The organism is Skermanella pratensis, assembly GCF_008843145.1.
In the GTDB taxonomy this organism is placed as follows: Bacteria; Pseudomonadota; Alphaproteobacteria; order Azospirillales; family Azospirillaceae; genus Skermanella; species Skermanella pratensis.
Window position 1 is genome coordinate 5219371 of the sequence record NZ_CP030265.1, and the last position, 25541, is coordinate 5244911.

20 protein-coding genes and 1 pseudogene are annotated in these 25541 nt (G+C 68.9%); 13 read left to right on the plus strand and 8 right to left on the minus strand.

Annotated features, from left to right (window positions below; translation table 11 throughout):
- Positions 1-3 precede the first annotated feature (3 nt).
- From DPR14_RS24035 to DPR14_RS24045, 3 genes are all read left to right on the plus strand, one after another.
- Positions 4-1125 (plus strand): alpha/beta hydrolase, encoded by a 1122-nt coding sequence (locus DPR14_RS24035; protein ID WP_158047400.1) that lies wholly within the window; start codon positions 4-6, stop codon positions 1123-1125.
- A gap of 120 nt (positions 1126-1245) precedes the next feature.
- The gene (locus tag DPR14_RS24040) at positions 1246-2178 is read left to right on the plus strand and encodes an alpha/beta fold hydrolase (protein ID WP_158047401.1); all 933 of its coding nucleotides are present in this window, start codon (positions 1246-1248) and stop codon (positions 2176-2178) included.
- A gap of 10 nt (positions 2179-2188) precedes the next feature.
- Positions 2189-2464 carry a GNAT family N-acetyltransferase gene (locus DPR14_RS24045; protein WP_158047402.1) on the plus strand — a complete coding sequence of 92 codons (276 nt, stop codon included), beginning with the start codon at positions 2189-2191 and terminating at the stop codon, positions 2462-2464.
- Between the two features lie 11 nt (positions 2465-2475).
- Here the strand turns inward: DPR14_RS24045 and DPR14_RS24050 are convergent, their stop codons facing one another.
- Both DPR14_RS24050 and DPR14_RS24055 read right to left on the minus strand, forming a co-directional pair.
- Positions 2476-3603 carry a type III PLP-dependent enzyme gene (locus DPR14_RS24050; RefSeq protein ID WP_158047403.1) on the minus strand — a complete coding sequence of 376 codons (1128 nt, stop codon included), beginning with the start codon at positions 3601-3603 and terminating at the stop codon, positions 2476-2478.
- A gap of 390 nt (positions 3604-3993) precedes the next feature.
- Positions 3994-5163, minus strand: a complete 1170-nt coding sequence (locus tag DPR14_RS24055) for a pyridoxal phosphate-dependent aminotransferase (protein WP_158047404.1) — start codon at positions 5161-5163, stop codon at positions 3994-3996.
- A 158-nt stretch (positions 5164-5321) separates the two neighbouring features.
- On the opposite strand from DPR14_RS24055, the gene mtnK reads away from it, so the two are divergent.
- Complete coding sequence (gene mtnK, locus DPR14_RS24060) at positions 5322-6629, plus strand: S-methyl-5-thioribose kinase (RefSeq protein WP_246148548.1); 1308 nt, start codon at positions 5322-5324, stop codon at positions 6627-6629.
- Positions 6630-6936: 307 nt separating this feature from the next.
- On the opposite strand, the gene xth is transcribed toward mtnK, so the two are convergent.
- Entirely contained in the window at positions 6937-7728 is a 792-nt protein-coding gene (gene xth / locus DPR14_RS24065; RefSeq protein WP_158047405.1) for an exodeoxyribonuclease III, read from the minus strand.
- Positions 7729-7904: 176 nt separating this feature from the next.
- On the opposite strand from xth, the gene DPR14_RS24070 reads away from it, so the two are divergent.
- Both DPR14_RS24070 and DPR14_RS24075 read left to right on the plus strand, forming a co-directional pair.
- Entirely contained in the window at positions 7905-8324 is a 420-nt protein-coding gene (locus tag DPR14_RS24070; RefSeq protein WP_158047406.1) for a CopG family transcriptional regulator, read from the plus strand.
- A 41-nt stretch (positions 8325-8365) separates the two neighbouring features.
- Complete coding sequence (locus tag DPR14_RS24075) at positions 8366-9640, plus strand: extracellular catalytic domain type 1 short-chain-length polyhydroxyalkanoate depolymerase (protein WP_158047407.1); 1275 nt, start codon at positions 8366-8368, stop codon at positions 9638-9640.
- A gap of 13 nt (positions 9641-9653) precedes the next feature.
- On the opposite strand, the gene DPR14_RS24080 is transcribed toward DPR14_RS24075, so the two are convergent.
- Positions 9654-10835, minus strand: a complete 1182-nt coding sequence (locus DPR14_RS24080; protein ID WP_192499137.1) for a SpoIIE family protein phosphatase — start codon at positions 10833-10835, stop codon at positions 9654-9656.
- Positions 10836-11158: 323 nt separating this feature from the next.
- On the opposite strand from DPR14_RS24080, the gene DPR14_RS24085 reads away from it, so the two are divergent.
- On the plus strand, positions 11159-12097 hold the full coding sequence (locus DPR14_RS24085; protein WP_158047409.1) for an alpha/beta hydrolase: 939 nt from the start codon (positions 11159-11161) through the stop codon (positions 12095-12097).
- 215 nt (positions 12098-12312) lie between these two features.
- On the opposite strand, the gene DPR14_RS24090 is transcribed toward DPR14_RS24085, so the two are convergent.
- On the minus strand, positions 12313-13266 hold the full coding sequence (locus DPR14_RS24090; protein WP_158047410.1) for an ABC transporter substrate-binding protein: 954 nt from the start codon (positions 13264-13266) through the stop codon (positions 12313-12315).
- 344 nt (positions 13267-13610) lie between these two features.
- Positions 13611-14585 (minus strand): annotated as a pseudogene (locus DPR14_RS24100) (ABC transporter substrate-binding protein).
- Between the two features lie 357 nt (positions 14586-14942).
- Between DPR14_RS24100 and DPR14_RS24105 the strand changes: the two are divergent.
- From DPR14_RS24105 to DPR14_RS24130, 6 genes are all read left to right on the plus strand, one after another.
- Positions 14943-16124 carry an MFS transporter gene (locus tag DPR14_RS24105; protein WP_246148550.1) on the plus strand — a complete coding sequence of 394 codons (1182 nt, stop codon included), beginning with the start codon at positions 14943-14945 and terminating at the stop codon, positions 16122-16124.
- Positions 16121-17266 (plus strand): alpha/beta fold hydrolase, encoded by a 1146-nt coding sequence (locus DPR14_RS24110; protein ID WP_158047414.1) that lies wholly within the window; start codon positions 16121-16123, stop codon positions 17264-17266. Before DPR14_RS24105 ends, DPR14_RS24110 begins: the two co-directional genes overlap by 4 nt.
- A 5-nt stretch (positions 17267-17271) precedes the next feature.
- Entirely contained in the window at positions 17272-20835 is a 3564-nt protein-coding gene (locus DPR14_RS24115) for an ATP-binding protein (RefSeq protein ID WP_192499140.1), read from the plus strand.
- A gap of 70 nt (positions 20836-20905) precedes the next feature.
- Positions 20906-21481 (plus strand): histidine phosphatase family protein, encoded by a 576-nt coding sequence (locus DPR14_RS24120; RefSeq protein ID WP_158047416.1) that lies wholly within the window; start codon positions 20906-20908, stop codon positions 21479-21481.
- A gap of 175 nt (positions 21482-21656) precedes the next feature.
- On the plus strand, positions 21657-23222 hold the full coding sequence (locus tag DPR14_RS24125; RefSeq protein WP_158047417.1) for a methyl-accepting chemotaxis protein: 1566 nt from the start codon (positions 21657-21659) through the stop codon (positions 23220-23222).
- Between the two features lie 400 nt (positions 23223-23622).
- Positions 23623-24114 carry a MarR family winged helix-turn-helix transcriptional regulator gene (locus DPR14_RS24130; RefSeq protein ID WP_192499141.1) on the plus strand — a complete coding sequence of 164 codons (492 nt, stop codon included), beginning with the start codon at positions 23623-23625 and terminating at the stop codon, positions 24112-24114.
- 20 nt (positions 24115-24134) lie between these two features.
- Here the strand turns inward: DPR14_RS24130 and DPR14_RS24135 are convergent, their stop codons facing one another.
- Both DPR14_RS24135 and DPR14_RS24140 read right to left on the minus strand, forming a co-directional pair.
- Complete coding sequence (locus DPR14_RS24135; protein WP_158047418.1) at positions 24135-24932, minus strand: gamma-glutamyl-gamma-aminobutyrate hydrolase family protein; 798 nt, start codon at positions 24930-24932, stop codon at positions 24135-24137.
- Between the two features lie 126 nt (positions 24933-25058).
- Positions 25059-25463, minus strand: coding sequence for a flagellar basal body rod protein FlgC (locus tag DPR14_RS24140; RefSeq protein ID WP_192499142.1), 405 nt, complete (start codon positions 25461-25463; stop codon positions 25059-25061).
- Positions 25464-25541 lie beyond the last annotated feature (78 nt).

Below are 25541 nucleotides of genomic sequence, written 5' to 3' on the forward strand. Positions count from 1 at the left end.
CCCATGAAGAACAGGTCCAAGAGCCCGCTGCTGCTGGGCGCCGCGGCGGTCCTGGCGCTGGGCGCCTGCCAGCAGCTCTCCAACGCCGGCACCGCCGTGTCGAACGACCCGGCCGCCGCGGCCCAGGGCGCCCCGACCCTGGCCGCGGCCGACGCCGACATGCGGTCGGTTCTTCTGGCGTTCCAGGCGCTGGGTCCGAAGCCGATCGAGACCCTGTCCGCCGAGGAGGCTCGGCGACAGCCGACCATGGCCGACGCGGTCGCGAAGGTCCTGGGGGACGAAGGCCGCAGCGCCGCCCCGGAGACCGTGGCGTCCGTGCGCGACGTCTCCATACCGGGACCGGGCGGCGCCCAGCCGGCGCGGATCTATGTTCCCGGTTCGGCCCGGAGCCCCCTGCCCGTCATCGTCTATTACCATGGCGGCGGTTGGGTGATCGCCGACCTGGACGCCTACGACGCCTCGGCCCGGGCGCTCGCCACCCAGGCCGGCGCTATCGTCGTCTCGGCCGAATACCGCAAGGCGCCGGAATCGAAGTTCCCGACCGCCCACGAGGACGCCCTGGCGGCCTATCGCTGGACCCAGGTGAACGCCCGCCAGTTCGGCGGCGATCCGGACCGTATCGCCGTGGCGGGCGAGAGCGCCGGCGGCAACATGGCGATCGGCGTGTCCCGGATGGCCCGGGAACAGGGCCTACAGCCTCCGGTTCACCAAGTCCTGATCTATCCGGTCGCGGGCAACGACATGGAGACGGAGTCGTACCGGGAGCAGGCGAACGCGAAACCGTTGAACGAAGCCATGATGGGCTGGTTCTTCGACAAGTACCTGCGCAGTCCGCGCGACGGCAACAATCCGCTGATCAATGTCGTCGATGCGCCGGACCTTGCCGGGCTGCCGCCAACCACGATCGTGACGGCGGAGATCGATCCGCTGCGGTCGGAAGGCGAGCTGCTGGCCCAACGGCTGCGCAATGCCGGGGTCGAGGTGGCGTCCAACGGCTACGAGGGCGTTACCCACGAGTTCTTCGGCGCGGCGCCGGTCGTGGAAAAGGCGAAGGAGGCCCAGGCCTATGTCGCCGGCCGGCTGCGCGAGGCGTTCGTCGGGGGCTCGGCCGGGTCGGGCTCCTGAGATTACACAGCGATCGGATTGAGGCGGGACGATGAAGCGGACGGTACTGACTGCACTGGCCTTGGGCATGATCCTGACCGGGGGCCGCTGGCGCCGGTACGGTCCGCCTCGGCCGATCCGATGCTGGCGGACTTCGACTATCCCTACGAGGTGAAGCGGTTCGAGTTCACCTCGCAGGGCCAGCCGCTGTCCATGGCCTACATGGACGTCCCGCCGGTCAATGCCGGGAACGGCGGGACGGTCGTCCTGCTCCACGGCAAGAATTTCTGCGGCGCCACGTGGGAAAGCGTGATCAAGCCGCTGACCCTCGCGGGCTACCGGGTCGTCGTTCCCGACCAGGTGGGATTCTGCAAGTCGACCAAGCCGCGGGCCTACCAGTACGGCTTCCATCAGCTCGCCGCCAATACCCATGCCTTGCTGGAGCAGGCCGGCGTCCGTCGCCCCATCGTCATGGGGCATTCCATGGGCGGCATGCTGGCCATGCGCTATGCCCTGATGTACCCGGACCGCACATCGGGCTTGGTGCTGGTCAACCCGATCGGGCTGGAGGACTGGAAGGCGGAAGGCGTGCCGGTGGTCACCGTGGACCAGCTCTACCAGTCGGAGCTGAAGACCGATTTCGGCAGCATCAAGGAATACCAGCGGACCACCTACTATGCCGGCGACTGGAGGCCCGGATATGACCGCTGGGTGGAGATGCTGGCCGGCATGTACCAGGGCGATGGCCGCGACCTGGTCGCCTGGAACCAGGCGCTGACCTCCGACATGGTGTTCATGCAGCCCGTGGTGCACGAGCTTCAGAACATCCGGGTGCCGACCCTGTTGATGATCGGCGAGCGCGACACCACCGCGATCGGCAAGAACCGCGCGGAGCCCGACGTCGCCGCCCGCCTGGGCCGCTATGCCGATCTGGGGCGCCGGGCCGCGGAGCGTATCCGCGACGCGCGGCTGGTGACCTTCCCGGATCTCGGCCACTCGCCGCAGGTCCAGGCGCCGGAGGAGTTCAATGCCGCCCTGCTGGAAAACCTGGAGCAGGTGAGCGCGCTGGAATGAGAGGAACGTTATGACGGAACAGGTGACCGACAACCCGGCCAGGAGCCGGTACGAACTGGACGTGGACGGCAGGACCGTCTTCGCCAATTACCGCCGGGTCGGCTCCACCCTGCAGATTCCCTATGTGGAAGCGCCCCCGTCCCTGCGGGGAACGGGGGCGGCCGGGAGGCTGATGCGCGGCGTCATGGAAACCGCGCGGAGCGAGGGGATGAAGGTCGTGCCGATCTGCAGCTACGCCGCGGCGTGGATCCGGCGCCACCCGGAGTTCCACGACCTGCTGGCGTAACGGAACAGCCTTCAGATGTAGTACTGGGCCAGCGGCGCGAAGCCGTTGAAGTTGACCGAGGCGTAGGTGGTCGTATAGGCGCCGGCCGCGTGGATCCGGATGCGGTCGCCGATCGCCAGGTCGAGCGGGAGCTGGTAGTCGGCCCTCTCGTACAGCACGTCGGCGCTGTCGCAGGTCGGGCCGGCCAGGATCACGGAGTCGGTGGCGCCGGACCGGGTCGTGACGATCGGGTACTGGATCGCCTCGTCCATCGTCTCGGCCAGGCCGCCGAACTTGCCGATGTCCAGGTAGACCCAGCGGCGGTTGTCGTTGGCCGACTTGGTCGAGATCAGGACGACTTCGCTTTCGATCACGCCGGCATTGCCGACCATGCTGCGGCCCGGCTCGACGATGGTCTCGGGGATGCGGTTGCCGAAATGTCGTCGGAGCGAGTCCAGGATGGCGTTGCCGTAGGCCTCCGACTCGGGCACGTCGCTGCGGTAGCGGGTCGCGAAACCGCCGCCGAGATTGACCATGCTGAGCGTGATGCCGAGCGCTTCCAGGTCATGGAACATCTCGGCCACGGTGCGCAGCGCGGTGTCCCACTGGGTCGGGTCCTTCTGCTGGCTGCCGACGTGGAACGACACGCCGTAGGGCACCAGCCCCTTGCCCGCGGCGGCGATCAGAAGTGCCCGCGCCATGGCGGGGTCGCAACCGAACTTGCGCGACAGCGGCCATTCGGCACCCTCGCCCGAAGTCAGGATGCGGCAGAATACCCGGCTGCCGGGAGCCGACTCCGCGATCTTGTCCAGCTCGCCGATGCTGTCGAAGGCGAACAGGCGGACGCCCAGCTCGTAGGCCTTGGCGATGTCGCGCTGCTTCTTGATCGTGTTGCCGTAGGAAATCCGCTCCGCCGTGGCGCCGGCGGCCAGCACCATCTCGATCTCGGGCACGCTCGCGGTGTCGAAGGACGAGCCGCGCTCGACCAGCAGCGACAGGATCTCCGGCGCCGGGTTCGCCTTGACCGCGTAGTAGATCTTCGCGTCGGGCAGTGCGGCGGTCAGCGACCTGAAATTCTCGTCCACGATATCGAGGTCGACCACCAGGCACGGAGTTGCAGGCTGCTGCTCCGCGAAAAAACGAGCAATCTTCTCGTTCATCTCAGTCTCCCGAGAACCAGAAAGGAGTGATGTGATGGGTGTGTGGAGTACGGTCAGGCCGCTGTCGGCGCCGATGCGCAGACTGAACCCTCAGACCCGGTGGGGTCTGCACACAATCGACCGAGATGCGTGATATGAGGCGGATGGGCGTGCGGCCCACCGACAACAACATGAAACATCGTATCCTCCAAGACGCCGCCTTGCTTAAGGGACGGTCGGGGGTTACACGTTCGTCGTTGCATAACCCCACTTGGAAGAACCGTGGGGGCCAGGGGCACGTGCTAGCGCGGAGCGATCTGATACACTGAAACCCCTCCGCGCAAAAGGGTAAAATCGACCTCCGGAGAAAAAAAATTCCAGGGCGAAGCATCGCCGCCCCGGCCAAGGGTTTCAGGCCGAGGCCGCATGCTCCGCGATGCGCCGGGCAGCTTCCTCGATCCGCCCGTCGGGAGCGGCCAGCGAAATCCGAAGATGCCCGGCGGCGCTGGGGCCGAAGCCGTCGCACGGCAGGACCGCCACTCCCTGCCGCTCCAGCAGGCCCTGGGCGAAGGCGTCGGAGGTGCGGCCGGTGCCACGCACGTCCAGCAGGACGAACATGCCGCCCTCCGGCAGGGACGCGCGCAGGCCGGGGACGTTTTCCAACAGGGAAACCATGATGCCGGCGCGGCGCCGGTACGCCGCGGCCATTTCGCCCACCTCCGGGCAGTCCGCCGTGAGCGCCGCCAGCGCGCCGTCCTGGATGAAGGGCGGCCCGCCGTAGAGCATGCACAGCACCAGCCGCGTCAGGTGGCCGGCCAGCGCCGCCGGCCCGATGATCCAGCCGAACCGGAAGCCCGGCACCGCGTGCGACTTGGACAGGCTGGAGACCACCACGGTGCGCTCCGCCATGTCCGGAAGGCTGCGCGGGCTGACATGGGGTCCCGCATAGGCCAGGTCGGCATAGACCTCGTCCGACAGCAGCCACAGGTCGTGGCGCCGGCAGAAATCGGCCGCGGCCTCGACCTCGGCGCGGGTCATCACGGCGCCGGTCGGGTTGTGCGGGCTGTTGAGCCACAGCACCCGCGTGCGCGGCGTCACGGCGCGCTCCAGGTCTTCCGCGTCGAGATGGAAGCCCCGCTCCGGACGCAGCGCCACGTTGACGATCGCCGCCCCCGCGGCACCGGCGACCGCCTCGTAGGTCGCGTACATCGGCTCCGGCACGATCACCTCGTCGCCCGGCCCGGCCAAGCACTGCATCGCGCAATAGAGTCCGGCCTGGGCGCCGGGCACGACCACCACGTCGTCGGCCACGGTCGGCGTCCCGGTACGCTCCTGATGGCGGACGGCGATCGCGGCGCGGACCTCGGGATAACCCACGATCGGCGAGTAGGTCGTGCGTCCCGCCTTCAGCGACTCGACCGCCGCGTCGATCACCCGGGCCGGCGGGGGCATGTCGGGGTCGCCGACGGTCAGCATGATGACGTCCCGCCCCTGCCGGGCCAGCTCGCGGGCGCGCCAGTGGATGCTCCAGGCGTCCGAGCCCTTGCCGGAAATCCGATCGACCAGGGGAGAGAACCGCATCGCCAACGCTCCTTCGCTTATCAATTCCAAGGCAGGCAAGACCAAACCGGGGGATTCATCAACCACTCATAGCGCGAAGCCGGGTTGCGGTTGCCAAGCTTGACCGGACGCCGGAAACTCTTCCCGAAAACAAGAAAAGCCGGATAGGAGATGGCCCCGTGACGCTGGACACCGACACCCCGACCAATCGCCCCCTGGAGACCCCGCCCGGATACCGCGCCCTGGACGATGCCGGCCTGCCCCGATACCTGGCGGGGATCGACGCCGTGACTGCCCGCCTGGGCGGCGGCCCCGCGGACTGGCGGGTCCGCGAGGTCGGCGACGGCAACCTGAACCTGGTGTTCATCGTCACCGGCCCGGACGGCGGGGTCGCGGTCAAGCAGGCCCTGCCCTATGTCCGGCTGGTCGGCGAGAGCTGGCCGCTGCCGCTGAGCCGCGCCTTCTTCGAGCACGAGGCGCTGGTGGCGCAGCGCGCCGCGGCGCCGGCGCAGACGCCCGGACTGTTTCATTACGATCACGAAATGGCCCTGACCGTGATGGAGCTGCTACGGCCGCACGTCATCATGCGGAAGGGCCTGGCGGCGGGCATCCGCTACCCGCGCTTCGCCGGCGACGTCGCCCATTTCATGGCCCATACGCTGTTCGGCACCTCCGACCTGGCGCTGCCCGCCGCCGAGAAGAAGCGGCGGATGGCGGTGTTCTGCGGCAATACCGCCCTGTGCCGGATCACCGAGGACCTGATCTTCACCGATCCCTACCGGGTCGCCGAGCTGAACCGCTGGACTTCCCCCCAGCTCGACGGGATCGCCGCCGAATTCCGCGCCGACACGGCCGCCAAGGCCGCCGTCTCGGAGCTGAAAGGAAAGTTCCTGACCTGTGCCGAGGCGATGATCCACGGCGACCTGCACACCGGGTCGATCATGGTGACCGAGTCGGACACCCGGGTGATCGACCCGGAGTTCGCCTTCTACGGCCCCATGGGGTTCGATGTCGGGGCGGTGATCGGCAACCTGCTGCTGGCCTTCTTCGCCCAGGCCGGCCACGAGACCGACTCCGACCGGCGCGACGGTTACCGGGCCTGGATCCTCGACCAGGTGCGGGAAGTCTGGACCCGTTTCGAGGCGACTTTCCTGGAGCTGTGGCGGAACCAACCGACCGGCGATCTCTATCCGGCCGGCCTGTTCGCCGACGCCGCCGGGCAGGCGGAGCTGGAACGCGTCCGGACCGCCTACATGGCGCGGCTGTTCTCCGATTCGGTGGGCTTCGCCGCCGCCAAGATGATCCGTCGCATCCTGGGCCTGGCCCATATCGAGGAGCTGGAGACCATCGCCGATCCGGACCTGCGCGCGGCCTGCGAAACCGGGGCGCTTCGGCTGGCGCGCGACATGCTGGTCAACCGAGGCAGCTACGGGACGATCGGCGACGTTACCACGGCGGCACCCTCCTTCCTGGAAAAAAGGAATTAATCCACTTGCGGAACGATCTGTTGCCTCACCGTAACCGCCTCTGGCGCAAAGGATTTTCCCCGAGCGCCGGTTTCAGGGACCCAAGTCGTTGTCACGGCACCTAAATTTCGCCACTTTCCGCCCCTATATCCGTCCCATGCGGAGGGCCCCTACAGCGCGGTCACCAAGACCGACGAAAAGCCCTTCACGCAGGCGCCCTCATTAATGGGCGTCTCCAGCCCGGCCCCGGCTGGATCTATCGGCCACCGCATGAGCCCCCCGCGGTGGCCGTTTTCTTTTCCGGCTCCGGAAGCGGCCGCCGGCTTCCCTATACGTCCAGATCGATCAGCACCGGGACATGGTCGGACGGCTTCGGCTCCCAGCCGCGCGCCTCGCGCAGGACCTCGTGGCCCCGCAGGCTGCCGGCCAGCGGCTCGGTAACCCAGATATGGTCCAGCCGGCGCCCGCGGTCGGCGGCCGACCAGTCCTTCGCGCGATAGCTCCACCAGGTGTAGAGCTTCCGGTCGTCCGGCACGAAGCGGCGCACCGCATCCACCCAGCCGACCGACCGCTGCATCTCATTCAGCCGCTCGACCTCCGCCGGAGTGTGGGAGACGACGTCGAGCATCTGCTTGTGCGACCAGACGTCGTGCTCCAGCGGCGCCACGTTGAAGTCCCCGACCACGACCATCGGCCGGTCCGGCGTCCGCTCGGCCGCCCACCATGCCGTCATCTCGTCCAGGAAGCGCAGCTTGTGCTCGAACTTGGGGTTGACCGCCGGATCGGGAACGTCCCCGCCCGAGGGGATGTAGACGCTGTGGATCTCGATCCCGTCGACCACGGAGATGGCATGGCGGCAGTCCTGGCGCTCGCACCAGTGCCGCACGCATCCGCCGGCGAGCGGCCGGCGCGACAGGATCGCGACGCCGTTGTAGCCCTTCATGCCGTGGACCTGGGCATGGACGTAGCCGCGCTCCGCCAGGGGCGCCAGGGGAAAGGTCTCGTCGACCGTCTTGGTTTCCTGAAGGCAGATGACGTCGGGGTTCTTCTCGTCGATCAGGCGCAGCAGGAGGTCCAGCCGCAGCCGGACGGAGTTGATGTTCCAGGTGGCGATACGCAAGGCGGGCTCGGAACGGAAACGGGACGGGACGGGGTGGCGCGGCACCATACAGCATCGCGCCCCGGCCGTGCCGGAATAATCCGCACCCGGCGAGGCGCATCGAGCGCCGGCCCTTGACATTCCCTGTCGCAGACCCGAATTACCATCTCATTGGATGGTGAACGGATGGAGATGAGATGGCGAACAATGTTCAGGACATCCGGCCGAAGGGGCCGGACAGCGAGAAGATCACGATCAACCTGGGCTACGTGGACCTGGGGCACGTCGATCTGCTGGTGCAGGAGGGGTTCTACTCCAACCGGACCGACTTCATCCGGACCGCCATTCGCAACCAGATCGAGCGCCACGCCGACGTCGTCCGGCAGGCGGTGACCCGCAAGAGCGTGGATCTCGGCCTTCGGCACTTCACCCGCGCGGATCTCGAAGCGGCGCGGGATGCCGGGCAGATGCTCGACGTCCGCATCCTGGGACTGGCGACCATCGCCCAGGACGTCACGCCCGAACTGGCCCGCGCCACCATCGCCTCGCTCACCGTCCTGGGCGCCCTGCATGCCAGCGCCGCCGTCAAGTCGGCCCTGGCCGACCGCATCAAGTAACGCCTCCCCGGCCCGACTTCCGGGAACAGAAAGCACCCGACATGAACAGCAGATTCTCCTCCGCCATGCCTCCCGACTTCGCCGAGGCGACCCGCCTGACCGCCGCCGGCAAGCTTGCCGAGGCCACGACCCTGATCCAGCGACTGCTGAACGGCACCGGCGGCGAGGCGCCCGCCGCCTCCACGCCGGAACCCTCGTCCTCCACCGTGATCGACGTGGAGCCGGTGCATCTCGACGGGGAAAAGCCGCAGCCCGCTCCCGGGCCGTCCGCGAAGTTCGCGGGAAGGCTGCATCCGCGCCCGCGCTCCGGCCCCTTGCCCGGGCTGGGCGAGACCCTGCGCGATCTCGCCGCCCGGGGCATGCCGGCCGGCTTCGACATCGGCGGCGGGTTCCCCCCGCCGGCCTCCGATCCGCTGCCGGACGGCGCCTCCTTCGAGGCGAAATCCCATGCCGGCCCGGCCGGGACGCGGGACTACAAGCTCTACGTGCCCGCCAACCGCACCGGCCGGCCCATGCCGCTGGTCGTCATGCTTCACGGCTGCACCCAGTCGCCGGACGATTTCGCGGCCGGGACCCGCATGAACGCGGCGGCGGAGGAGCTCGGCTTCCTAGTGGCCTACCCGGCGCAGCCTTCCTCCGCCAACGCGCAGAAATGCTGGAACTGGTTCAAGCCGGAGGACCAGGGCCGCGACCGGGGCGAGCCCTCGCTGATCGCGGGGATCACCCGGCAGGTCATGCGCGACCATCCGGTCGATCCGGAACGCGTCTATGTCGCCGGGCTGTCCGCCGGCGGGGCGACCGCCGCGATCCTGGGTTCGGCATATCCCGACCTCTACACCGCGATCGGGGTGCATTCGGGCCTGCCCAGCGGCGCCGCCCGCGATCTGCCCTCCGCCTTCGCCGCCATGCGGCAGGGGGCGCCGGGGACCGCGCCGGGGATGGGGGCGGACACCGGGAGCAGCGGCAGGACGGTGCCCGCCATCGTCTTCCACGGCGACCGGGACGGCACCGTCCATCCCAGCAACGGCGACGCGGTCGCGGCCCAGGCCGTGGCGCATCCCGCGGCGGGCAAGGCGGGGCTGCGCGCGACGGTCGAGCGGGGCCAGGCGCCGGGCGGGCGAGCCTTCAGCCGCACCGTCCATGCGGACCCTTCCGGCCGCGTGCTGTGCGAGCATTGGACGATCGCCGGGGCCGGGCACGCCTGGGCCGGCGGCAGCCCGTCCGGGTCCTACACCGACCCGACCGGACCGGACGCGACGCGGGAGATGCTGCGCTTCTTCCTGTCGCACCGGAACGACCGGGCGGGCACCGCCTGACGCGGGCGTAGGCTCAGCCGCGCAGGCGCAGGGCGACGATGGTCACGTCGCCCTTGGGCCCGCCCGCGCCGGCGAAGGCGGCGGCATCCTCGCGCAAGCCGGCGGCGACGGCTTCCGGCGGTGCGGACAGCACGCTCTCCAGCACGCCGCGCAGCCGCTGCTCGCCGAACGTGACTCCCGCGGGGTCGGCGGCATCCGCCAGCCCGCGGGTATAGACCACCAGCCCGTCGCCGGGCTGGAGCGAGATCTCGCCGCCCGAAGCTCCCTCCTCGCCGCCATCCCCGCCGAGCGGCGGGCCGCGGCGGCCGGCGAGCGGCAGGACGCCCAGCATGCCGCTCAGCACCACCGGGGCCGGCATGCCCGCGTTGGCGTGGCGAAGGGCGCCGCCCTTGGCCGGGAACAGGCCGACGAACAGGCCGACCGGAAAACCCCCGTGGAGTTCCCGTCCGACCGAGGCGACCACCTCCGCCGGGTTCCCGCCCTTCTCCACGGCGGCGCGGGCAAGCGCCCGGACGCGCGCGGCGGTCAGCACGGCGGCGACCCCGGAGCCGGCAACGGTGCCGACCAGGAAACAGGTGCCGCCGCCGGGTGCCGGCAGGATGTCGTGGAAGTCCCCGCCCAGCCCGGGCTCCGCGCCGGCGGCGCCGGACGCCGGTTCCGCCAGGATCGCGGCGTCCACCGGGAAGCCGGGGCCGGGTGGCGGGAAGCCCTGCCGCGCCAGGGCCGCCCGCAGCGCCCGCGCGGCCCGCCGGTCGAGCGCCTGGCTCTCGCGGGCGACCGCCACCTCCTGACGGAGCCGGCGCCGCTCCAGGCAGGCATCCACCCGCTGCTGCAGCTGCATCACGTTGAAGGGTTTCGCCAGATAGTCGGTGGCGCCCATCTCGATGCACTGGATCGTGTCTTCCATGTTGGTGATCGCGGAGATCACCACGACGGGAGTGTTGGCCAGCAGGCCTTCCTTCTTAAGGCGGCGCACGACCTCGGTCCCGCCGATCCGCGGCAGGTTGAGGTCGAGCAGGATCAGGTCGAAGGTGTTGGCCTTGGCCAGGTCGAGCGCCTGGCGGCCGTCGTTGGCGACCGTCAGTTCGGTGAACCCGGCCTTGCGCAGGTATAGCTCGATCAGTTGCTGGCTGAACTCGTCGTCCTCGACGACGAGCAGGCGCTCGGTCCGGGATGCGGTGATGGCTTGAGCCATTGGGGAGACCTCGATCATGCATGATCACCGGCGGCATCGGGGCCTTTCCGTTGGCTTCGCCATCGGGGCGGCACGCCACCGGTTGCTGAAAAAGACGCGAAGGAAATCGACGGTGTTGCGTCAAGGCGTCCGGAGCGGGAGACGTCTTGCAACCCAGGTTAATCAGCATTCTAAGTGATATTTCGTATAGGTGCAATGATTATCGCCTCTGCCCCTTATATTGAGCACTACCATGCCAATGCAACCATGGCTAAGGTGCTGAACCCGGCAAGATTACCCGGAGCATCGCGTTGGGCCGGGACTGCGCGGAGAGGGGAACGGAAATGAAGCGATTTGGACCGAGGTTTGCCGCCCTGGCAACCTCCATGGGATTGCCGTGCGGCGTCTGGGCCGGCGCCGCACTCGCCGCATGGCTCGCCGCGGCGCCGGCGCTGGCGGGCACCGTGCTCGAACAGAGCCTGGCCTCGCCGACGCTCGGCCGCGATTACCGTTTCACGGTCTATCTGCCGGATGGTTACGCCGACGCGTGCCTGTCCTATCCGGTGCTGTACCTGCTGCACGGCGCCAATGGCGACGAACATGACTGGCTGGTCAAGGGCAAGGCCGAATCGACCCTGGACGCGCTGATCGCCGGGGGAGCCGTCCCCCCGACGGTGGTCGTGATGCCCGGCCACAAGCAGATGTGGTGGGTGGACGCCAACGCGGAGAAATCCCAGACCGTGCTGATGACCGAACTGCTGCCGGAGGTCGAGCGCCGGTTCCGCACGATCGCCGACCGTTCCGGCCGCCTGGTGGCGGGCCTGTCGGCGGGCGGCCTCGCCGCGGCCCGCCTGTCTTTCCAGTATCCCGACCGGTTCGCCGCCGCCGGCGCGCTGAGCCCCGCGGTCTACGAACCGTTGCCGCCTTCCACCTCGTCGGCGATGAAGGACCCGCCCTTCCAGAAGGACGGCAAGTTCGATCCGGAGACATGGCAGAGCTTGAGCTGGCGCACCCTGTTCGACGGCTACCGCGCCCAACCGCTGGTGGTCCCCTTTTACATCAACAGCGGCGACATCGACCGGTTCGAGATCGCCTACCACGCGGCCGTCCTGTTCCGGGACCTGCACCGCCACCAGCCGGGCAAGGCGGTCTTCCGGGTGGTCGCGGGCGACCATGAATGGCCGGTCTGGGCGAGCACGCTGGGCGATGCGCTGAAGTACCTGTCGGGCCATGTCAGCGGGCCGGTCGAGTCTCCGCCGACGGCGTGCCCGCCGAAGAAGTAACGGCTGCTCGCCGGGGGGAATGGTCCGCCTTCGGCTCGCGGCCATTCCCCCGGTGCTCCGGCGGGGCGAAGGCCGGCCCCGGGCTTCCACGGCACCACGACCGGGTCCTTCAGGGAGTCGGTGTTCAAGCCTCTGAAAAGCAAAACCCCATGGCCCGCCGGCATTCGCATGCCGGCGGGCCATGGGGCCAAGCCGTTCCGGTCTACGGGAGACGGTCAGTTGTCCAGGATGACGTCGGGCGGCAGCGTGATGCCATGCTTTTCGGCCGCAGCCTTGGACATGAAGAATTTCGGCTTCGGCAGCAGGACCGGCAGGGTGGCGGGGTTGGCGCCGTTGAGCACCTTTGCCATCTGCTCGGCGGCGGTGATGCCCATGTCGGTTGCGGATGCCCCGTAGGCCGCGAGCCAGCCGGCCTTGGTGTAGGTCTGGGTGGCTCCAAACAGCGGCACCATGTTGCCGATCGCGGCATGGATCTCGCCCGCGACCGATCCGACATAGTTGTCGGCACCGGCATAGACTGCATCCACCTTGAGCTTGCCCGACGTGATTTCCGCCAGCACTTCCTTGAGCGATTCGTTGCCGGGGGTGACGCGGCGGGACGTGACATTGACGCCGTGCTTCTCGGCCCAGCTGCGGACCTCGTTCTCGATGATGTTGGAATTGGGCTCGCGGGAGTTGAACAGCACCAGAAGGGTCCGGACCGGCTTCAGCTTGGTCAAGGCGTCGAACTGGTCCGCGATCGGCACGCCGTTCGTGGCGCCGGTCACGGTACCGCCGGGCTCCTGAAGCGACTTGACGAGCTTGGCGCCCACCGGATCGACCACGATGTCGAACACGACCGGGATGCGGTCGCGGACGACGCTGGTCGTGACCTGGGTGGCGGGCGTCCCATGGGAATAGGCCGCGTGGAAGGCCTTGGCCCCGATTTCAGCCTCGAGTGCCTGCAGGGCGGAAGCCAGCGCGCCGCGATCCTGGTTGCCGTTGATCTCGCGGTAGTTCGCCTTGATGCCCAGTTCCGCAAGCCTGACCTTGAAGGCCTCTTCAGAGGGGGTGAACCCCTTCCACAGTACGAACAGGATGTTCTTCTCCTGTGCCGCCGCGGGAACGGCGGAGAGCGGCAGTGCTACGAGCGCGCCCATCAGGGCGGCAAACAGGAAGCGAACCTTCATGATACAACCCTCGTTAACATATCTATGTATTTGGTGTTACTTTAAGTCGCATTCATGGTAACTTGACTACCATTTAGGAGCAATTCAAAAATCCTCGTTTTGGAAAAAATGGTTCAAGTCGCCAGAACACTCTTTTGTTGCAATGCAGTATTATTTCTACGACAACCTTCGTATGGCTGCGTGGTCCTATGCATCTGCCAGACCTGACGCGCGGTCCCGTGCCTCGGGCGTGCGCTCGTCAGGGGTGAACGGCCGTGCGCTCCGTCACTCCTCACGGGATGCCAGGACCGGCAAGGCCCCCCCGCTCTCGATCCGACCCGCGGCCTGGTATTCAGATCTCAGACTCAATTCTCCAGAACCGCATCGGGCGGCATGACGACGCCATGCTTTGCCGCAGCATGCTTGGAGATGAAAAATTTCGGCGTGGGCAGCACGACCGGCAGGGTGCCGGGATCGATGCCGTTGAGCACCTTCGCCATCAGTTCCGCGGCTGTGAATCCCATATCGTTGACCGCGGGTGTGTAGGCGGCAAGCTAACCCGCCTTCACGTAGGTCTGGGTCCCGCCGAACAGGGGCACCATGCCGCCGACCGCAGCTTGGATTTCACCGGCGACCGATGCCAGGTAGTTGTCGGCACCGGCGAAGACGGCGTCCGGCTTGACCTTGCCGGAAGTTATTTCCGCCATGACTTCCTTAAGGGAATCATTGCCCGGGGTGACTCGGCGGGACGTCACATTGACGCCATGCTTCTCGGCCCATGTGCGGACGTCATTCTCGACGATGTTCGAATTAGGCTCGCGGGAGTTGAACAGCACCAGCAGCGTTCTGATCTGCTTCAGTTTGGTGAAGGCGTCGAATTGCGCCGCGATCGGTACGCCGTTGGTCACCCCGGTAACCGTGCCGCCCGGTTCACCGAGCGACCTCACCAGCTTGGCCCCGACCGGATCGAACACGATGTCGAAGACGATCGGCGCGCGGTCCCGTATCACGCCAGTGGCGACCTGTGTGGCGACGGTCCCATAGGTATAGACGGCATCGAAGGACTTGCTCGCGATGTCCGGTTCCAGCGCCTGCATGCCGGCCGCAAGAGTAGCGCGATCCTGGTTGGCGTTGACCTCGCGATACGTCGCCGTGATGCCAAGTTCCGTGAGCCTGGCCTGGAAAGCCCTCTCCGAGTCGGTCATCCCCTTCCAGAGCACGAGCAGAACGCTCTTATCGGCAGCCGCCGTCGAAGTGGCGCCGAATGGCGAGGAAAGAACTGCGCACAGAAGCGCGGAAAGCAGGTATCTCACCTTCATCATGCACCCTTTGCAATGCATACTTAGGCATGTAAGTTTACCATAAGTCGCATACAACGTAACTTGATGACCATAGAAGAGCAAATCCAAAACCTGAATCACGAAAAAATAGGTTGTAAGCCATAAAACTATCCTATAAATTTAAGTTAGAATATTTTACGGATGTAATCCTGTTTAGTTGTGAGATTCATGACTCCGCAAAATCTTACGGGCTCTCTGCGGAATACCTCTCTACCGCAAGACGATCAGAGCACCGAAAGAGAGAGCCATGGCGCATCAGCCGCCGTGCAAGGGGCGCATAGACGGCAACTCCGCCTGATCCGGGGCGCTTTCTTCCTTTTCATCGCCGCGGATGCCTTCTCCAATGCCTTTCTACCCGTGCATGCCCGCAACCTGCCGCTGGCATGGCCGGGCCTGTCGCCGGAAGTCGCCAGCGGCCTGCCGGTGTCGGCCTTCTGGCTGATGGTGGCGGCCGCCCAGTTGACCACCGGCCTGTGGGAACGGGGCCGTACCCACCGGACGCTGATCCTGGCCGCCATGGCCCTGTCGGGCACCGGCCTCGCGCTGGCCGGCCTGGCCGGAACCGTCCATGAACTCACCCTGTGGCGGGGGGTCGGCGGGTTCGGGTACGGCATCGTCATGATCCTGGTCCAGGACGGCATCCTGCGGATCATGGGGCCGGAAGCGCGCACCCAGGCCTCGGGGAAATATCTCAGCGCCTTCTTCGCCGGGACGATCTGCGGCACCCTCGCGGGCAGCGCCGTCGCCGACGCGGCCGGATTCGACAAGGCCTTCTTCGCCGCCGCCGCGGTCACCGCCTGCGCCCTTGTGCTGGCCCTGTTCCTGGAGGCGCACCGCGAGTCGGCCCCGCGCCTGCCGTTCCGACCGCAGGCGCTGCTGCGCAACCCCCTGCTGGTCGCCCTGGTCGCGTTCGCCGCCGTGCCGTCTCGCCTCGTGAACGGGGCGTTCCTTTTCTATGTGCTGCCGCTGTACCTCCACGACGCCGCGGCGTCGCCGACGGAGACGGCCCGCATCGTCATGATCTATTCGCTGATCCTGGCGCTGACCGCGACGGCCTGGTCGCGGCTGGTCGACAGCACCGGCCGTCCGATGCTGTTCACGTCGGCCGGCATCGCCCTGTCGGCCGCGTCGATGATGATCATTCCCGTCTGGGGACCCGGGGGCGACCTGGCGGCCCTGTCCGGAACGGCGGCCGCGGTGGCGGCCGTGACGCTGCTCGGCACCTCGCAGGCGATCGGGATGTCGCCCCAGGTGACGGTGCTGTTCCGGGTGGCCCGCGCGGAGATCGACCGGTTCGGCCGGACCCCCGTGCTCGGCATCTACCGCGTGTGCGAGCGGGTCGGCCTGTTCGCCGGCCCGATGGCGGCGGCCTGGCTCGTCGGGGGCTACGGCTACGGTCCGGCGCTGACGGCGCTCGGCGCCATGGCGGCGCTTTCGGTGATGGTGCTGCTGGCCGCCTATGCGCTGATTCCCACTCCCCTGCCGGCGGGCCGCGCGGCCGGTCCGGACCAGGCATCAGAGCAGGAGACGACTGTATGACTTCGGCTATCCATGAAGGTTTCACCCCCGACGACCTCGCGGTGATCCCCGACGGCTCCGGCAACGACGGCGGTTTCTCCCTGCTGTCGTGGGGCGACGCGATGACGTGGGACGAATACGAGCTGCTGGCCGGACGGACCGCGGCGCCGTTCGACGGCCGGTTCGACCAGTGCTTCTACAACTACATCCATCCCAAGCGGCTGCAGGGGCACTGGCCGGCCCATCAGGTCAAGGACACCCCGATCCGGCTGGCCTTCACCGACTGGGGCGATCCGGACGGCCCGCTGGTGATCTGCGTCGGCGGCATCGCCAACACGGCGCGGCGCTGGGACTACCTGGCGCTGGGGCTGTGCGAGGATTTCCACGTGGTCTGCCTGGACTGGCCGGGACGCGGCATGAGCGGCTGGATGCCGAGCCAGGGCGACTACACGATCGAGACCAACGTGGAGGCGATGGTCCAGCTGCTCGATTACCTGGACTGCCCGCGCGCCAGCATCATCGGCTCCTCGCTCGGCGGCAGCGTCAGCATGGCCCTGGCGGCCCGGCGGCCCGACCTGGTGGAGCGGCTGGTGCTCAACGACATCGGCCCCTACATGCCGGCCGAGCGGCGGCGGCGGCGGGCCGAGGCGGTCGCCCGCCACTACGTCTTCCGGCGGCCGGCCGACCTGTTCCGGCGCCTGGGCGCCTCGGCCAAGAACGAGGGGCCGGTCACCGAGGACGAACTGCTGCACAACACCTTCTTCCAGACCAAGTGGTCCGACGGGCACGGCGGCCGGATCTACCGCCACGATCCGCGCGCGCTCCAGGCCTATGCCGAGGAGGCCCAGGTCAGCCTGGACCAGCGGGAGGACTGGGCCCGCCTGGAACTACCGGTGCTGGTGCTGCGCGGGATGGTGTCGGACGCGCTGCTGCCGGAGACGGTCGAGGAGATGACCGCCAAGCCCGACGTGACCGCCGTGTTCGTGCCCAACACCGGGCATACCCCGGCGCTCAGCGACGTCAACCAGATCCATTTCGTGCGCGAATGGCTGCTCGGGCGCGGCCCGGCGCATCATTTCACCTGCCTCAACCCGCCGGCGACCCCGCGCCACCTGTTCGCCGGCGCGCCGGTCCCCGCGGCCCAGCCGACCCAGAGGGCGTGAGCGCCATGACGGCTCGGCCGGCCGTCCAGCAGACGCCGCGCGCGGCGGACGCCGTCCCGGGGGAGAACGGCGCCGGCGAGGTGCCGGGCGTCGAGGGGCTTCGGCTCAAGATCGACTCGGTGCTGGGCAACCTGCCCGGGCACGACCTGACCGTCGAGAGCGACACCCCGGTCGAGCGGATCGAGGAGTTGTTCGCGGCCCACCCCACCCTGCCGGGCATCCTGCTCAGCCGGAGCGGGCGCCATGCCGGCATGGTGCCGCGCGGCCGGTTCACCGAATGCCTGGCCCGGCCGCTGGGGCGCGAGTTCTACGCCGGCCGGCCGGTCGCGCAGATGGTCAGCACGGAGCGGATGCAGGCGCTGCGGCTCGATTCCAACGACCGGCTGGAGATGGCGGCGCAGATCGCCCTGCTCCGGCCGGGCGGCCAGTCCTACGAGCCGGTCGTCGTGGCCTTCCCGGACGGTCGCCACTGCGTGCTCGACATGCAGGTGATCCTGCTCCAGCTCGCCCGCTTCTACGACATCGCGACCAGCCAGAACCGCGGCCTGCTGGAGAACGTCCAGGCCTATGCCGCCCGGCTGGAAAGCACGCTGGACGAGCTGCGCCGGACCGAGGAGCGGCTGGTCCTGGACATCCAGGTGCGCGAGCGGACCGAGCAGCATCTGCGCGACAACCGCATCCGCCTGCTGCGCCAGACCACGGCATTGCAGGAGATCGCGAAGCTCGACGCGATGCGGCTGTCCGACTTCGACCGCGCGCTGACCAACATCACCGGCGTGATCGCCATGACGCTGCGGATCGACAGCGTCAGCATCTGGATCATGGAGGAGGCCGCCGACGGCCCGGCGCTGACCAGGGTCGCCCAGCACCAGGCCTGCCGCGCCGCGGCGGGCGACGAGACCGGCGGCGGCGCGCTGCCGCTGAACGACTATCCGCTCTACCGCCGGGCGCTGATGCGCGACCGCTCGCTGGTGGTGGCCGACGTCGAATCGGACATCCGCGTCGCCGAGCTGCTCGACCCGGTGCTCCGCCCGTCGGGCGTCACGTCGCTGATGCATATCTGCGTCCAGGTCGAGCAGCGCCAGGTCGGCGTCGTGCGCTGCGAGCACCGGGGGGCTCCGCGCACCTGGGCCGACGACGAGGTCAACTTCGTCGAGGCGGCGATCAACTTCGTGGCGCTGGTCACGATCGGCCGCGAACGCAAGCAGGCGGTCCAGGCGCTGCACGACAGCGAGCTGCGCCTGCTGCACCTGCTGGAGACCAGCCCGGTCGGCGTCTGCATCATCGACCGGCAGGGCCGCATCCATTTCTCCAACCCCAGCCTGTGCGACCTGTTCGGCCGCACCCGCGACCAGCTGCTGACGACCGACTTCGAAGGGCTCTACCTGGACCCGGCGCAGCACGGCGCCTGCCTGGAGGTGTTCGACGCCAACGCCTGCGTGCGCGGCGTCGAGACCGCGTTCCGGCGGGCCGACGGCGAGATCCGCTGGACCATCATGTCGTGGGAGCCGTCGGTGCTCGACGGCCGCGGCGTGATCGTCGTGTGGCTGTTCGAGATCTCCGGCCTGAAGGAGGCCGAGTCGTCCCTGCGCCAGGCGAAGGAGGAGGCCGAGGCCGCGACACGCGCCAAGTCGACCTTCCTCGCCACCATGAGCCACGAGATCCGCACGCCGATGAACGGCGTGCTGGGCATGCTCGACATCCTGAGCCGCAGCCGGCTGGACAGCGACCAGCGGCGCTCGGTCGCGGTGATCCGCGAAAGCGGCGTGTCGCTGCTCAGCATCATCGACGACATCCTGGACTTCTCCAAGGTCGAGGCCGGCCGCCTGGACCTGGAACAGGTCCCCATGACCCTGACCGACACGGTCGAGGGCGTCGCCGCGACCCTGACGCCGGCGGCCTGGCAGAAGGGGCTGCGCCTCGTCACCTTCATCGATCCGGCGATCCCGCGCTGGCTGATCGGCGACCCGATGCGGCTGCGCCAGATCCTGTTCAACCTGGTCGGCAACGCCATCAAGTTCACCGCGGGCGGCTCGGTCACGCTGAGGATCGACCTGGACGGCGTGCGCGACGGCAGGGCGAACGTCCTGGTCCGGGTCATCGACACCGGCATCGGGCTGACCCCGGAGCAGGCGGCCCGCCTGTTCCAGCCCTTCACCCAGGCGGAAAGCTCGACCACCCGGCGGTTCGGCGGAACCGGGCTCGGCCTGTCGATCTGCCGGCTGCTGGCCCAGCTGATGGGCGGCACCATCGGCGTGGACAGCGCCCCCGGCAAGGGCAGCGCCTTCAGGGTCGAGCTGTCGCTGCCGGTGGTCGAGGGCGCCTGGACCGAGCACGCCATGGGCCTCGTGGACCTCGACGGGGTCGGCGTGGTCGTGATCGTGCCGGAGGAGGACGAGCGCGCGGTCGCGGCGCGCTATCTCCAGGCCGACGGCGCCTCGGTCGCGGGATTCGCCGACGCGGCCTCGGCCGCGGCCTGGATGGCGGCGGCGGGAGCGGGATCCCCGGACCGCACCGCCGTGATCCTGCTCGACTCGGGCGTGGCGGCCGGCTCCGCCCTGCCGGCCGTGCCGCGCGTGAGGCTGGGCTCCGACGCCAAGCCGTTCCGGCGCGGCGGGCTCAACCGGATGGTCGCCGTCGCGGCCGGACGGCTGGCCGAGGACAGCGCCGACCAGCCCGACGCCGGCATGCTGGAGGAGCAGGTCAGGCTGGCGCCCGGCGGGCCGATCCTGGTCGCCGACGACCACCCGATCAACCGCGAGGTCATCGTGCTCCAGCTCGCCCAGCTCGGCTGCGAGGCCGACGCGGTCAACGACGGGGTCCAGGCGCTGGCGGCCCTGGACCGGCGGCCCTACGTGCTGCTGCTGACCGACTGCGACATGCCGGAGATGGACGGCATGCAGCTGACCATGGCGATCCGGAACCGCGAGACCGCGGGCGGCCCGAGGCTGCCGATCGTCGGCATCACCGCCAACGCCCATGCCGGCGACGTGGAACGCTGCATCGCCGGGGGCACGGACGACTGCCTGACCAAGCCGGTCGAGACCATGCGCCTGGGCCGCGCCCTGGCGCGCTGGCTGCCCGAAGCGGACGGCGAACCCGACGGCGACTGCTTGGACGGGGACGACCTGGCCGACGATGGCGCCGACGATGGCGCCGACGAAGATGCCGACGCGGACGATGACGCCGCGGAACCCGCCGGCGGGACCGCGCCGCCCGATCCTCCGCCGGCTGCCGAGCCGCCGATCGATACCCGGGGCTTCCGCGAACTGCTGGGCGACGACCACGAGGCGATCCGCGGGCTGCTGGCGCGCTACGTCCAGGCCAGCGCGCCGGTCCACGACGCGCTGGCCGGGGCGATCCGGTCCGGCGAGCCGGCCGACGTGGTCAAGCGGCACGCCCACAAGCTGAAGGGCGCTTCCGGAATGGTCGGCGCGGCGGCGCTCGCCGGCGTGTGCGAGGACCTGGAGCGGGCGGGAGCCGCCGGGGACGCGGCGGCGATCGCCGGCCACGGCCCGCGCCTCGCCGAGGAATGGAGCCGCGCCGCCCGCTTCATCGAACAGTTCTGATCCGAGCGGCGCAGCGTGGCCGGCCGGTCGATACCCCAACCTCCCGATCAATGCTGCGAAGGGAAGCGAGATGGCCGACATCGTCGAGGCGGGGCGCGCCCTGCTCTTCATGCGTCACGGCGAAACCGAATTCAACCGGCGCAAGGTGCGCTGCGGCGGGGACGTGGACATCCCGCTGACCACGCTGGGCGAGGCCCAGGCCCGCGCGGCGGGCGAGCTGCTGCGGGCGTCGGCCGGCTCGATCGACGCCATCGTCGCGAGCCCGCTCCGGCGGACCCGCCGCACCGCCGAGATCGTCCGCGAGGTCGCGGGCATCGCCTGCACGGTCACCTTCCACGACGGGCTGGTCGAGCGCCGGCTGGGCGACTGGAACGGGCTGGACATCGCGGCCACCCAGCCGCTGCTCGACGCCGGGGAGGATCCTCCCGGAGGCGAAGCCGAATCGGATTTCCGCGACCGGGTCGGCGGCGCCCTGGCTGACATCCTGGCCCGCCGGAACAACCTGCCGCTGCTGATCGGCAGCAAGGGAGTGGCGCGCGTTCTTTCCCTGCTGCTTGCGGCGGATCAGCGCGGGCCGGCGCGCAATGCCGAGGTGCTCCGGTTCGACCTGCCCGCAGGGGGATGGTCGGCGATCCCGGTTCCTTGACGATCCCGCGGAAAGCCGCGGGCTCCGGCCGCGCGATCCGGATGTGCGCCGATAATCGCATCACGGAACATTAACAATCATGATATTAAAATTTCAGTGGCAATTTCAGGTTTATGCTCTTTCGCGTACGATCTAGGCGCTCGGGACGCGCAAAGCGAGCAAGGGGATTCACGGCATGCTGAGCTTCTACAACCGCAGCTTGATGATCAGGGTTATCGTGCCGATCATCATCCTGCTGACGGCCATCGCGCTCGGCACCACGGTCGGCGTCGCCTACATGAACATGACCAAGGCGCAGAACGCCCTGTCCGAGCGCGCCCAGATGGTCACCAAGGTGCTGGTCGGCGGTGCCGGCGAAGCGGTCTGGAACATGGACGTCGGCGCGGGCGAGGCGACCCTGGCGGCCCTCGAATCGGACCCCGACTACCTGGGCAGCGCCATCTCCGACAAGGACGGCCGGGTCTTCGTCAGCCACGGCGCCGCGGCGGCCGACGATGACGGCGCCATCGTCCGGCGGGCCGACATCGTGCGCGGCAGCGGCTCCCGCGAGGAGACGATCGGCTCGGTCGAGGTCCGCCTGTCCCCCCAGCGGATCTACGACGACATCCGCGACCAGACGATCCGCATCGCGGGCGTCTGCGCCGCGGCCCTCCTGCTGGTCTGCGGCGTGCTGGTGCTGATCGTCCGCGGCCTGACCCTGCCGATCGTCGACATGACCTCGGTCATGACGACGCTGGCTTCCGGCCGGACCGAGGTCGAGGTGCCGGTGACCCACCGCAAGGACGAGCTGGGCCGCATGGCCGCCGCCGTCGTGACCTTCCGCGAGAACGCGATCGAGAAGGCCCGGCTGGAAGCCGAGCAGATCCGCCTGCGCGCGGAGGCGGAGGTCCAGCGCCGCCAGGCGCTCGCCTCGGTCGCGGAGAGCTTCGACACCGATGTCGGCCAGCTTCTGGCGAGCGTCAACCGGACCGCCGGGGAGATGAGCCACGCCGTCGGCGACGTCGCGTCCAGCGCCGGGGACAATGCCAACCTTACCCAGGAAGCCGCCTCGGCCACGACCGAGGTCACTTCCAACGTCGAGACGGTCGCAGCCGCCGTCGAGCAGCTCGCCGCCTCGATCTCCGAGATATCCACCCAGGCCCACGCTTCCCACAATGTCTCGGGCAGCGCCAACGAGCGCGTCGTCGGCACCGTGGAGCGCATGAAGAAGCTGGTGGACGACGCCAACCGCATCGGCGACGTGCTGACCCTGATCTCCAATATAGCGGGCCAGACCAACCTGCTGGCGCTGAACGCCACGATCGAGGCCGCGCGGGCCGGCGAGGCCGGCAAGGGTTTCGCCGTCGTCGCGACCGAGGTGAAGAACCTGGCCGGCCAGACCGCCAAGGCGACGGACGAGATCTCGCGGCTGGTCGGCGCGATCCAGGCTTCGACCGGCGACGCCGCCCGGGAGATCGACGGCATCGCCGGCGTGATCGTCAGCATCAGCGAGATCAGCGCCTCGATCGCCGGTGCGGTCGAACAGCAGAACGCCGCGACGGAGGAGATCAGCCGCGCCGTCCAGCAGGCGGCGGGCGGCACCCAGCGGCTCCGCAGCAACATGGAAGGTGTCGCCCAGTCGGCCCAGCGCAACGGCCAGGCGGCCCACCGGCTGCACGAGGGAATCCGCAGCCTGGAAGACAGCTTCAACGCGGTCCAGGTCCAGATCGACCGTTTCGTCGACCGGCTGACCGCGGGCTGACGGTCCGGCGTCCCGCGGGAACGCCCGGCCAAGGGGGTGGCCGGGCGCTGAAGCTCCGTTGCGGGAGCCCGGATGCGGCAGGGGAAACCGGTGGCCGGGCGACTGCCTCCAGGGGAAGAGGCCTCACTTCGTCCAGCAAGGTGGCGGACCGGCCGCTCCGGACCAATGCGATATACGCATATCTGCCATGCGTGAAAATCCGAACCCGCCCCTGCGACATGGTAGCGGTTGCCACCCCCGCGCAAGGTGCGTTACGAGGGGATCACCATTCTCTTACTTTAGGGATATGCGATAAACCATGCCCGAAGGCGTTTCATCCGACTGACGCGGGGACCGACTCGGCACCCCGCTCCGCGCACCGGCGCCTCGACGCGCCGGGAGCCACATCGAGGGAGCAAACTTGCCTGACACCGCGAGACCACAAGTCCTGAAGCGTCCGCGCGCCCGGGATACCCGCCAGCCGAAGCTTGCCCTCGGCCTGCTGCCCGATCTGGTCGGCTACAACCTGCGCAAGGCCCAGATCGCCGTGTTCCAGAATTTCCAGGGCGCGGTCGCCCCCCACGACATCACGCCGGGACAGTTCGGCGTCCTGATCCTGATCTGCGAGAACCAGGGCCTCAGCCAGTCCGAGCTGGGCACAGCGGTCGGTATCGACCGCTCGACCATGGTCGCCGTGATCGACCGCCTGGAAAGCCGCGGCTGGGTCGTCCGCGCGCCTTCGCCCAACGACCGGCGGTCCTACGCGCTGGAACTCAGCGCCGAGGGCGCCGCCCTGGTGGAGGAGCTGATCCCGCGGGTCCGGGCACACGAGCGCGAGATGGTCAAGGATCTCAGCAAGGCGGAGCAGTCCGTCCTGATCGACCTGCTGACCCGGATCGCCCGGACCGGCTGATTCTTCAGGCCCGCGACCGCTCAGGCCCGCGGACGATCCGCCTTCCGGCCGCGGGCGCGGTCCGCGCAGGCCGCGCCGAAGGCCCGGAACAGGGCGGTGCTGTCCGGACATTCCCGGAAGCGCCATTCCGGATGCCACTGGACCGCCAGCGCGAAGGCGGCGGCCCCGGTCACGCTGACCGCCTCGATGATCCCGTCGGGCGCCTCGGCCTCGACGCGCAGCCCCTCGGCGAGGCGGTCGATCGCCTGGGCATGGATCGAGTTGACGCGGATTTCCCCTGTCCCCGCCCGATCCCCCAGGATGCCCGCCAGCACCCCGCCGGGCGTCAGGCGCACCGGATGGACCTTGGCGTACTGCTCCTCCACGGGCCGGGTATCGTCGGCGCGGTGGTCGAGGCGGCCCGGCAGTTCCTGGACCCGCTGGTGCAGCGTGCCGCCCAGCGCGACGTTCAGTTCCTGGATGCCGCGGCAGATCGCCAGCACCGGCACCGCCGCCGCGATCGCCGCACGGATCAGCGGCAAGGTGGTGGCATCCCGCGCGGGGTCGTGCAGGGTGCCGGCGACGCTGGCCGGTCCGCCGTAACGCGCCGGTTCCACGTTAGACGGACTGCCGGTGACCAGCAGCCCGTCGAGCCGCGCCAGCAGATCCTCCAGGTCGAGCGAGCCGCCCAGCGCCGGGATCACCATCGGCAGCGCCCCGGCACCGTCGGAGACCGCGCGGATGTATTTGTCCCCGGCGATATGGAACGGGTGGTGCCCCAGAGGACGGACGCAGGCGGGAATGCCGACGAGCGGAACGGGCTGGAAAGCCGCTGACATGGGCGGATCACTCCGGGAAAAGCGACTCGAAAAAGGCACAGGTAGGGATCAATTGCAGAACGTGGTCCGAATCGGGAACCAAAACAGAATGACCGGCCCGTCCAATCGCGCTGGAATTGGTCACCCCTAGGCCTGCATCCTGAGCAGGTCGCGGGTCATGTCGTCGGTCGCGCGGACCATCGACAGGTTGGCGGAGTAGGCGCGCGCGCCCAGGATCTGCTGGCCGAACTCCGCGCCGACATCGACGTTGGGCACACCGACCATGCCCTTGGCGTCGGCGTCCGGCGACGACGGGTCGTATTCGGCGACCAGCGGGGTGGACAGCGGCTTCACCCCGCCCCGGACGCCGGCGCCCTGCCCTTCCAGACCGCGGACGTCGCCCTGGGTCGCCGCGACCGCCACATAGGGGGACCGGCCCCCGGCCGATCCCGCTTCCGGAAGCCTGCCGGTGGTCCGCGCGTTGGCGATGTTCGACGCGCTCGCGTCGATCCGCCGGGTTTCGACCGCCGCGCCCGAAAGCGCGATTCCCATGATGCCGCTCATCGCCGCCGCCTTTTGCAACCATCGACACGATAATCCCGAACGGTCTCCCGCGGCAAGGTTCGGATG

Excerpts from the sequence above, each read along its gene's own strand:
- DPR14_RS24110 (WP_158047414.1), top strand. The coding sequence starts at position 16,121 with ATGACTTCGGCTATCCATGAAGGTTTCACCCCCGACGACCTCGCGGTG.
- DPR14_RS24075 (WP_158047407.1), top strand. The coding sequence starts at position 8,366 with ATGAACAGCAGATTCTCCTCCGCCATGCCTCCCGACTTCGCCGAGGCG.
- DPR14_RS24085 (WP_158047409.1), top strand. The coding sequence starts at position 11,159 with ATGAAGCGATTTGGACCGAGGTTTGCCGCCCTGGCAACCTCCATGGGA.
- DPR14_RS24050 (WP_158047403.1), bottom strand. The coding sequence starts at position 3,603 with ATGAACGAGAAGATTGCTCGTTTTTTCGCGGAGCAGCAGCCTGCAACT.
- DPR14_RS24090 (WP_158047410.1), bottom strand. The coding sequence starts at position 13,266 with ATGAAGGTTCGCTTCCTGTTTGCCGCCCTGATGGGCGCGCTCGTAGCA.
- DPR14_RS24115 (WP_192499140.1), top strand. The coding sequence starts at position 17,272 with ATGACGGCTCGGCCGGCCGTCCAGCAGACGCCGCGCGCGGCGGACGCC.
- DPR14_RS24040 (WP_158047401.1), top strand. The coding sequence starts at position 1,246 with ATGCTGGCGGACTTCGACTATCCCTACGAGGTGAAGCGGTTCGAGTTC.
- DPR14_RS24140 (WP_192499142.1), bottom strand. The coding sequence starts at position 25,463 with ATGGGAATCGCGCTTTCGGGCGCGGCGGTCGAAACCCGGCGGATCGAC.
- DPR14_RS24080 (WP_192499137.1), bottom strand. The coding sequence starts at position 10,835 with ATGGCTCAAGCCATCACCGCATCCCGGACCGAGCGCCTGCTCGTCGTC.
- DPR14_RS24055 (WP_158047404.1), bottom strand. The coding sequence starts at position 5,163 with ATGCGGTTCTCTCCCCTGGTCGATCGGATTTCCGGCAAGGGCTCGGAC.
- DPR14_RS24045 (WP_158047402.1), top strand. The coding sequence starts at position 2,189 with ATGACGGAACAGGTGACCGACAACCCGGCCAGGAGCCGGTACGAACTG.
- DPR14_RS24135 (WP_158047418.1), bottom strand. The coding sequence starts at position 24,932 with ATGTCAGCGGCTTTCCAGCCCGTTCCGCTCGTCGGCATTCCCGCCTGC.
- DPR14_RS24120 (WP_158047416.1), top strand. The coding sequence starts at position 20,906 with ATGGCCGACATCGTCGAGGCGGGGCGCGCCCTGCTCTTCATGCGTCAC.
- DPR14_RS24035 (WP_158047400.1), top strand. The coding sequence starts at position 4 with ATGAAGAACAGGTCCAAGAGCCCGCTGCTGCTGGGCGCCGCGGCGGTC.
- DPR14_RS24070 (WP_158047406.1), top strand. The coding sequence starts at position 7,905 with ATGGCGAACAATGTTCAGGACATCCGGCCGAAGGGGCCGGACAGCGAG.
- DPR14_RS24125 (WP_158047417.1), top strand. The coding sequence starts at position 21,657 with ATGCTGAGCTTCTACAACCGCAGCTTGATGATCAGGGTTATCGTGCCG.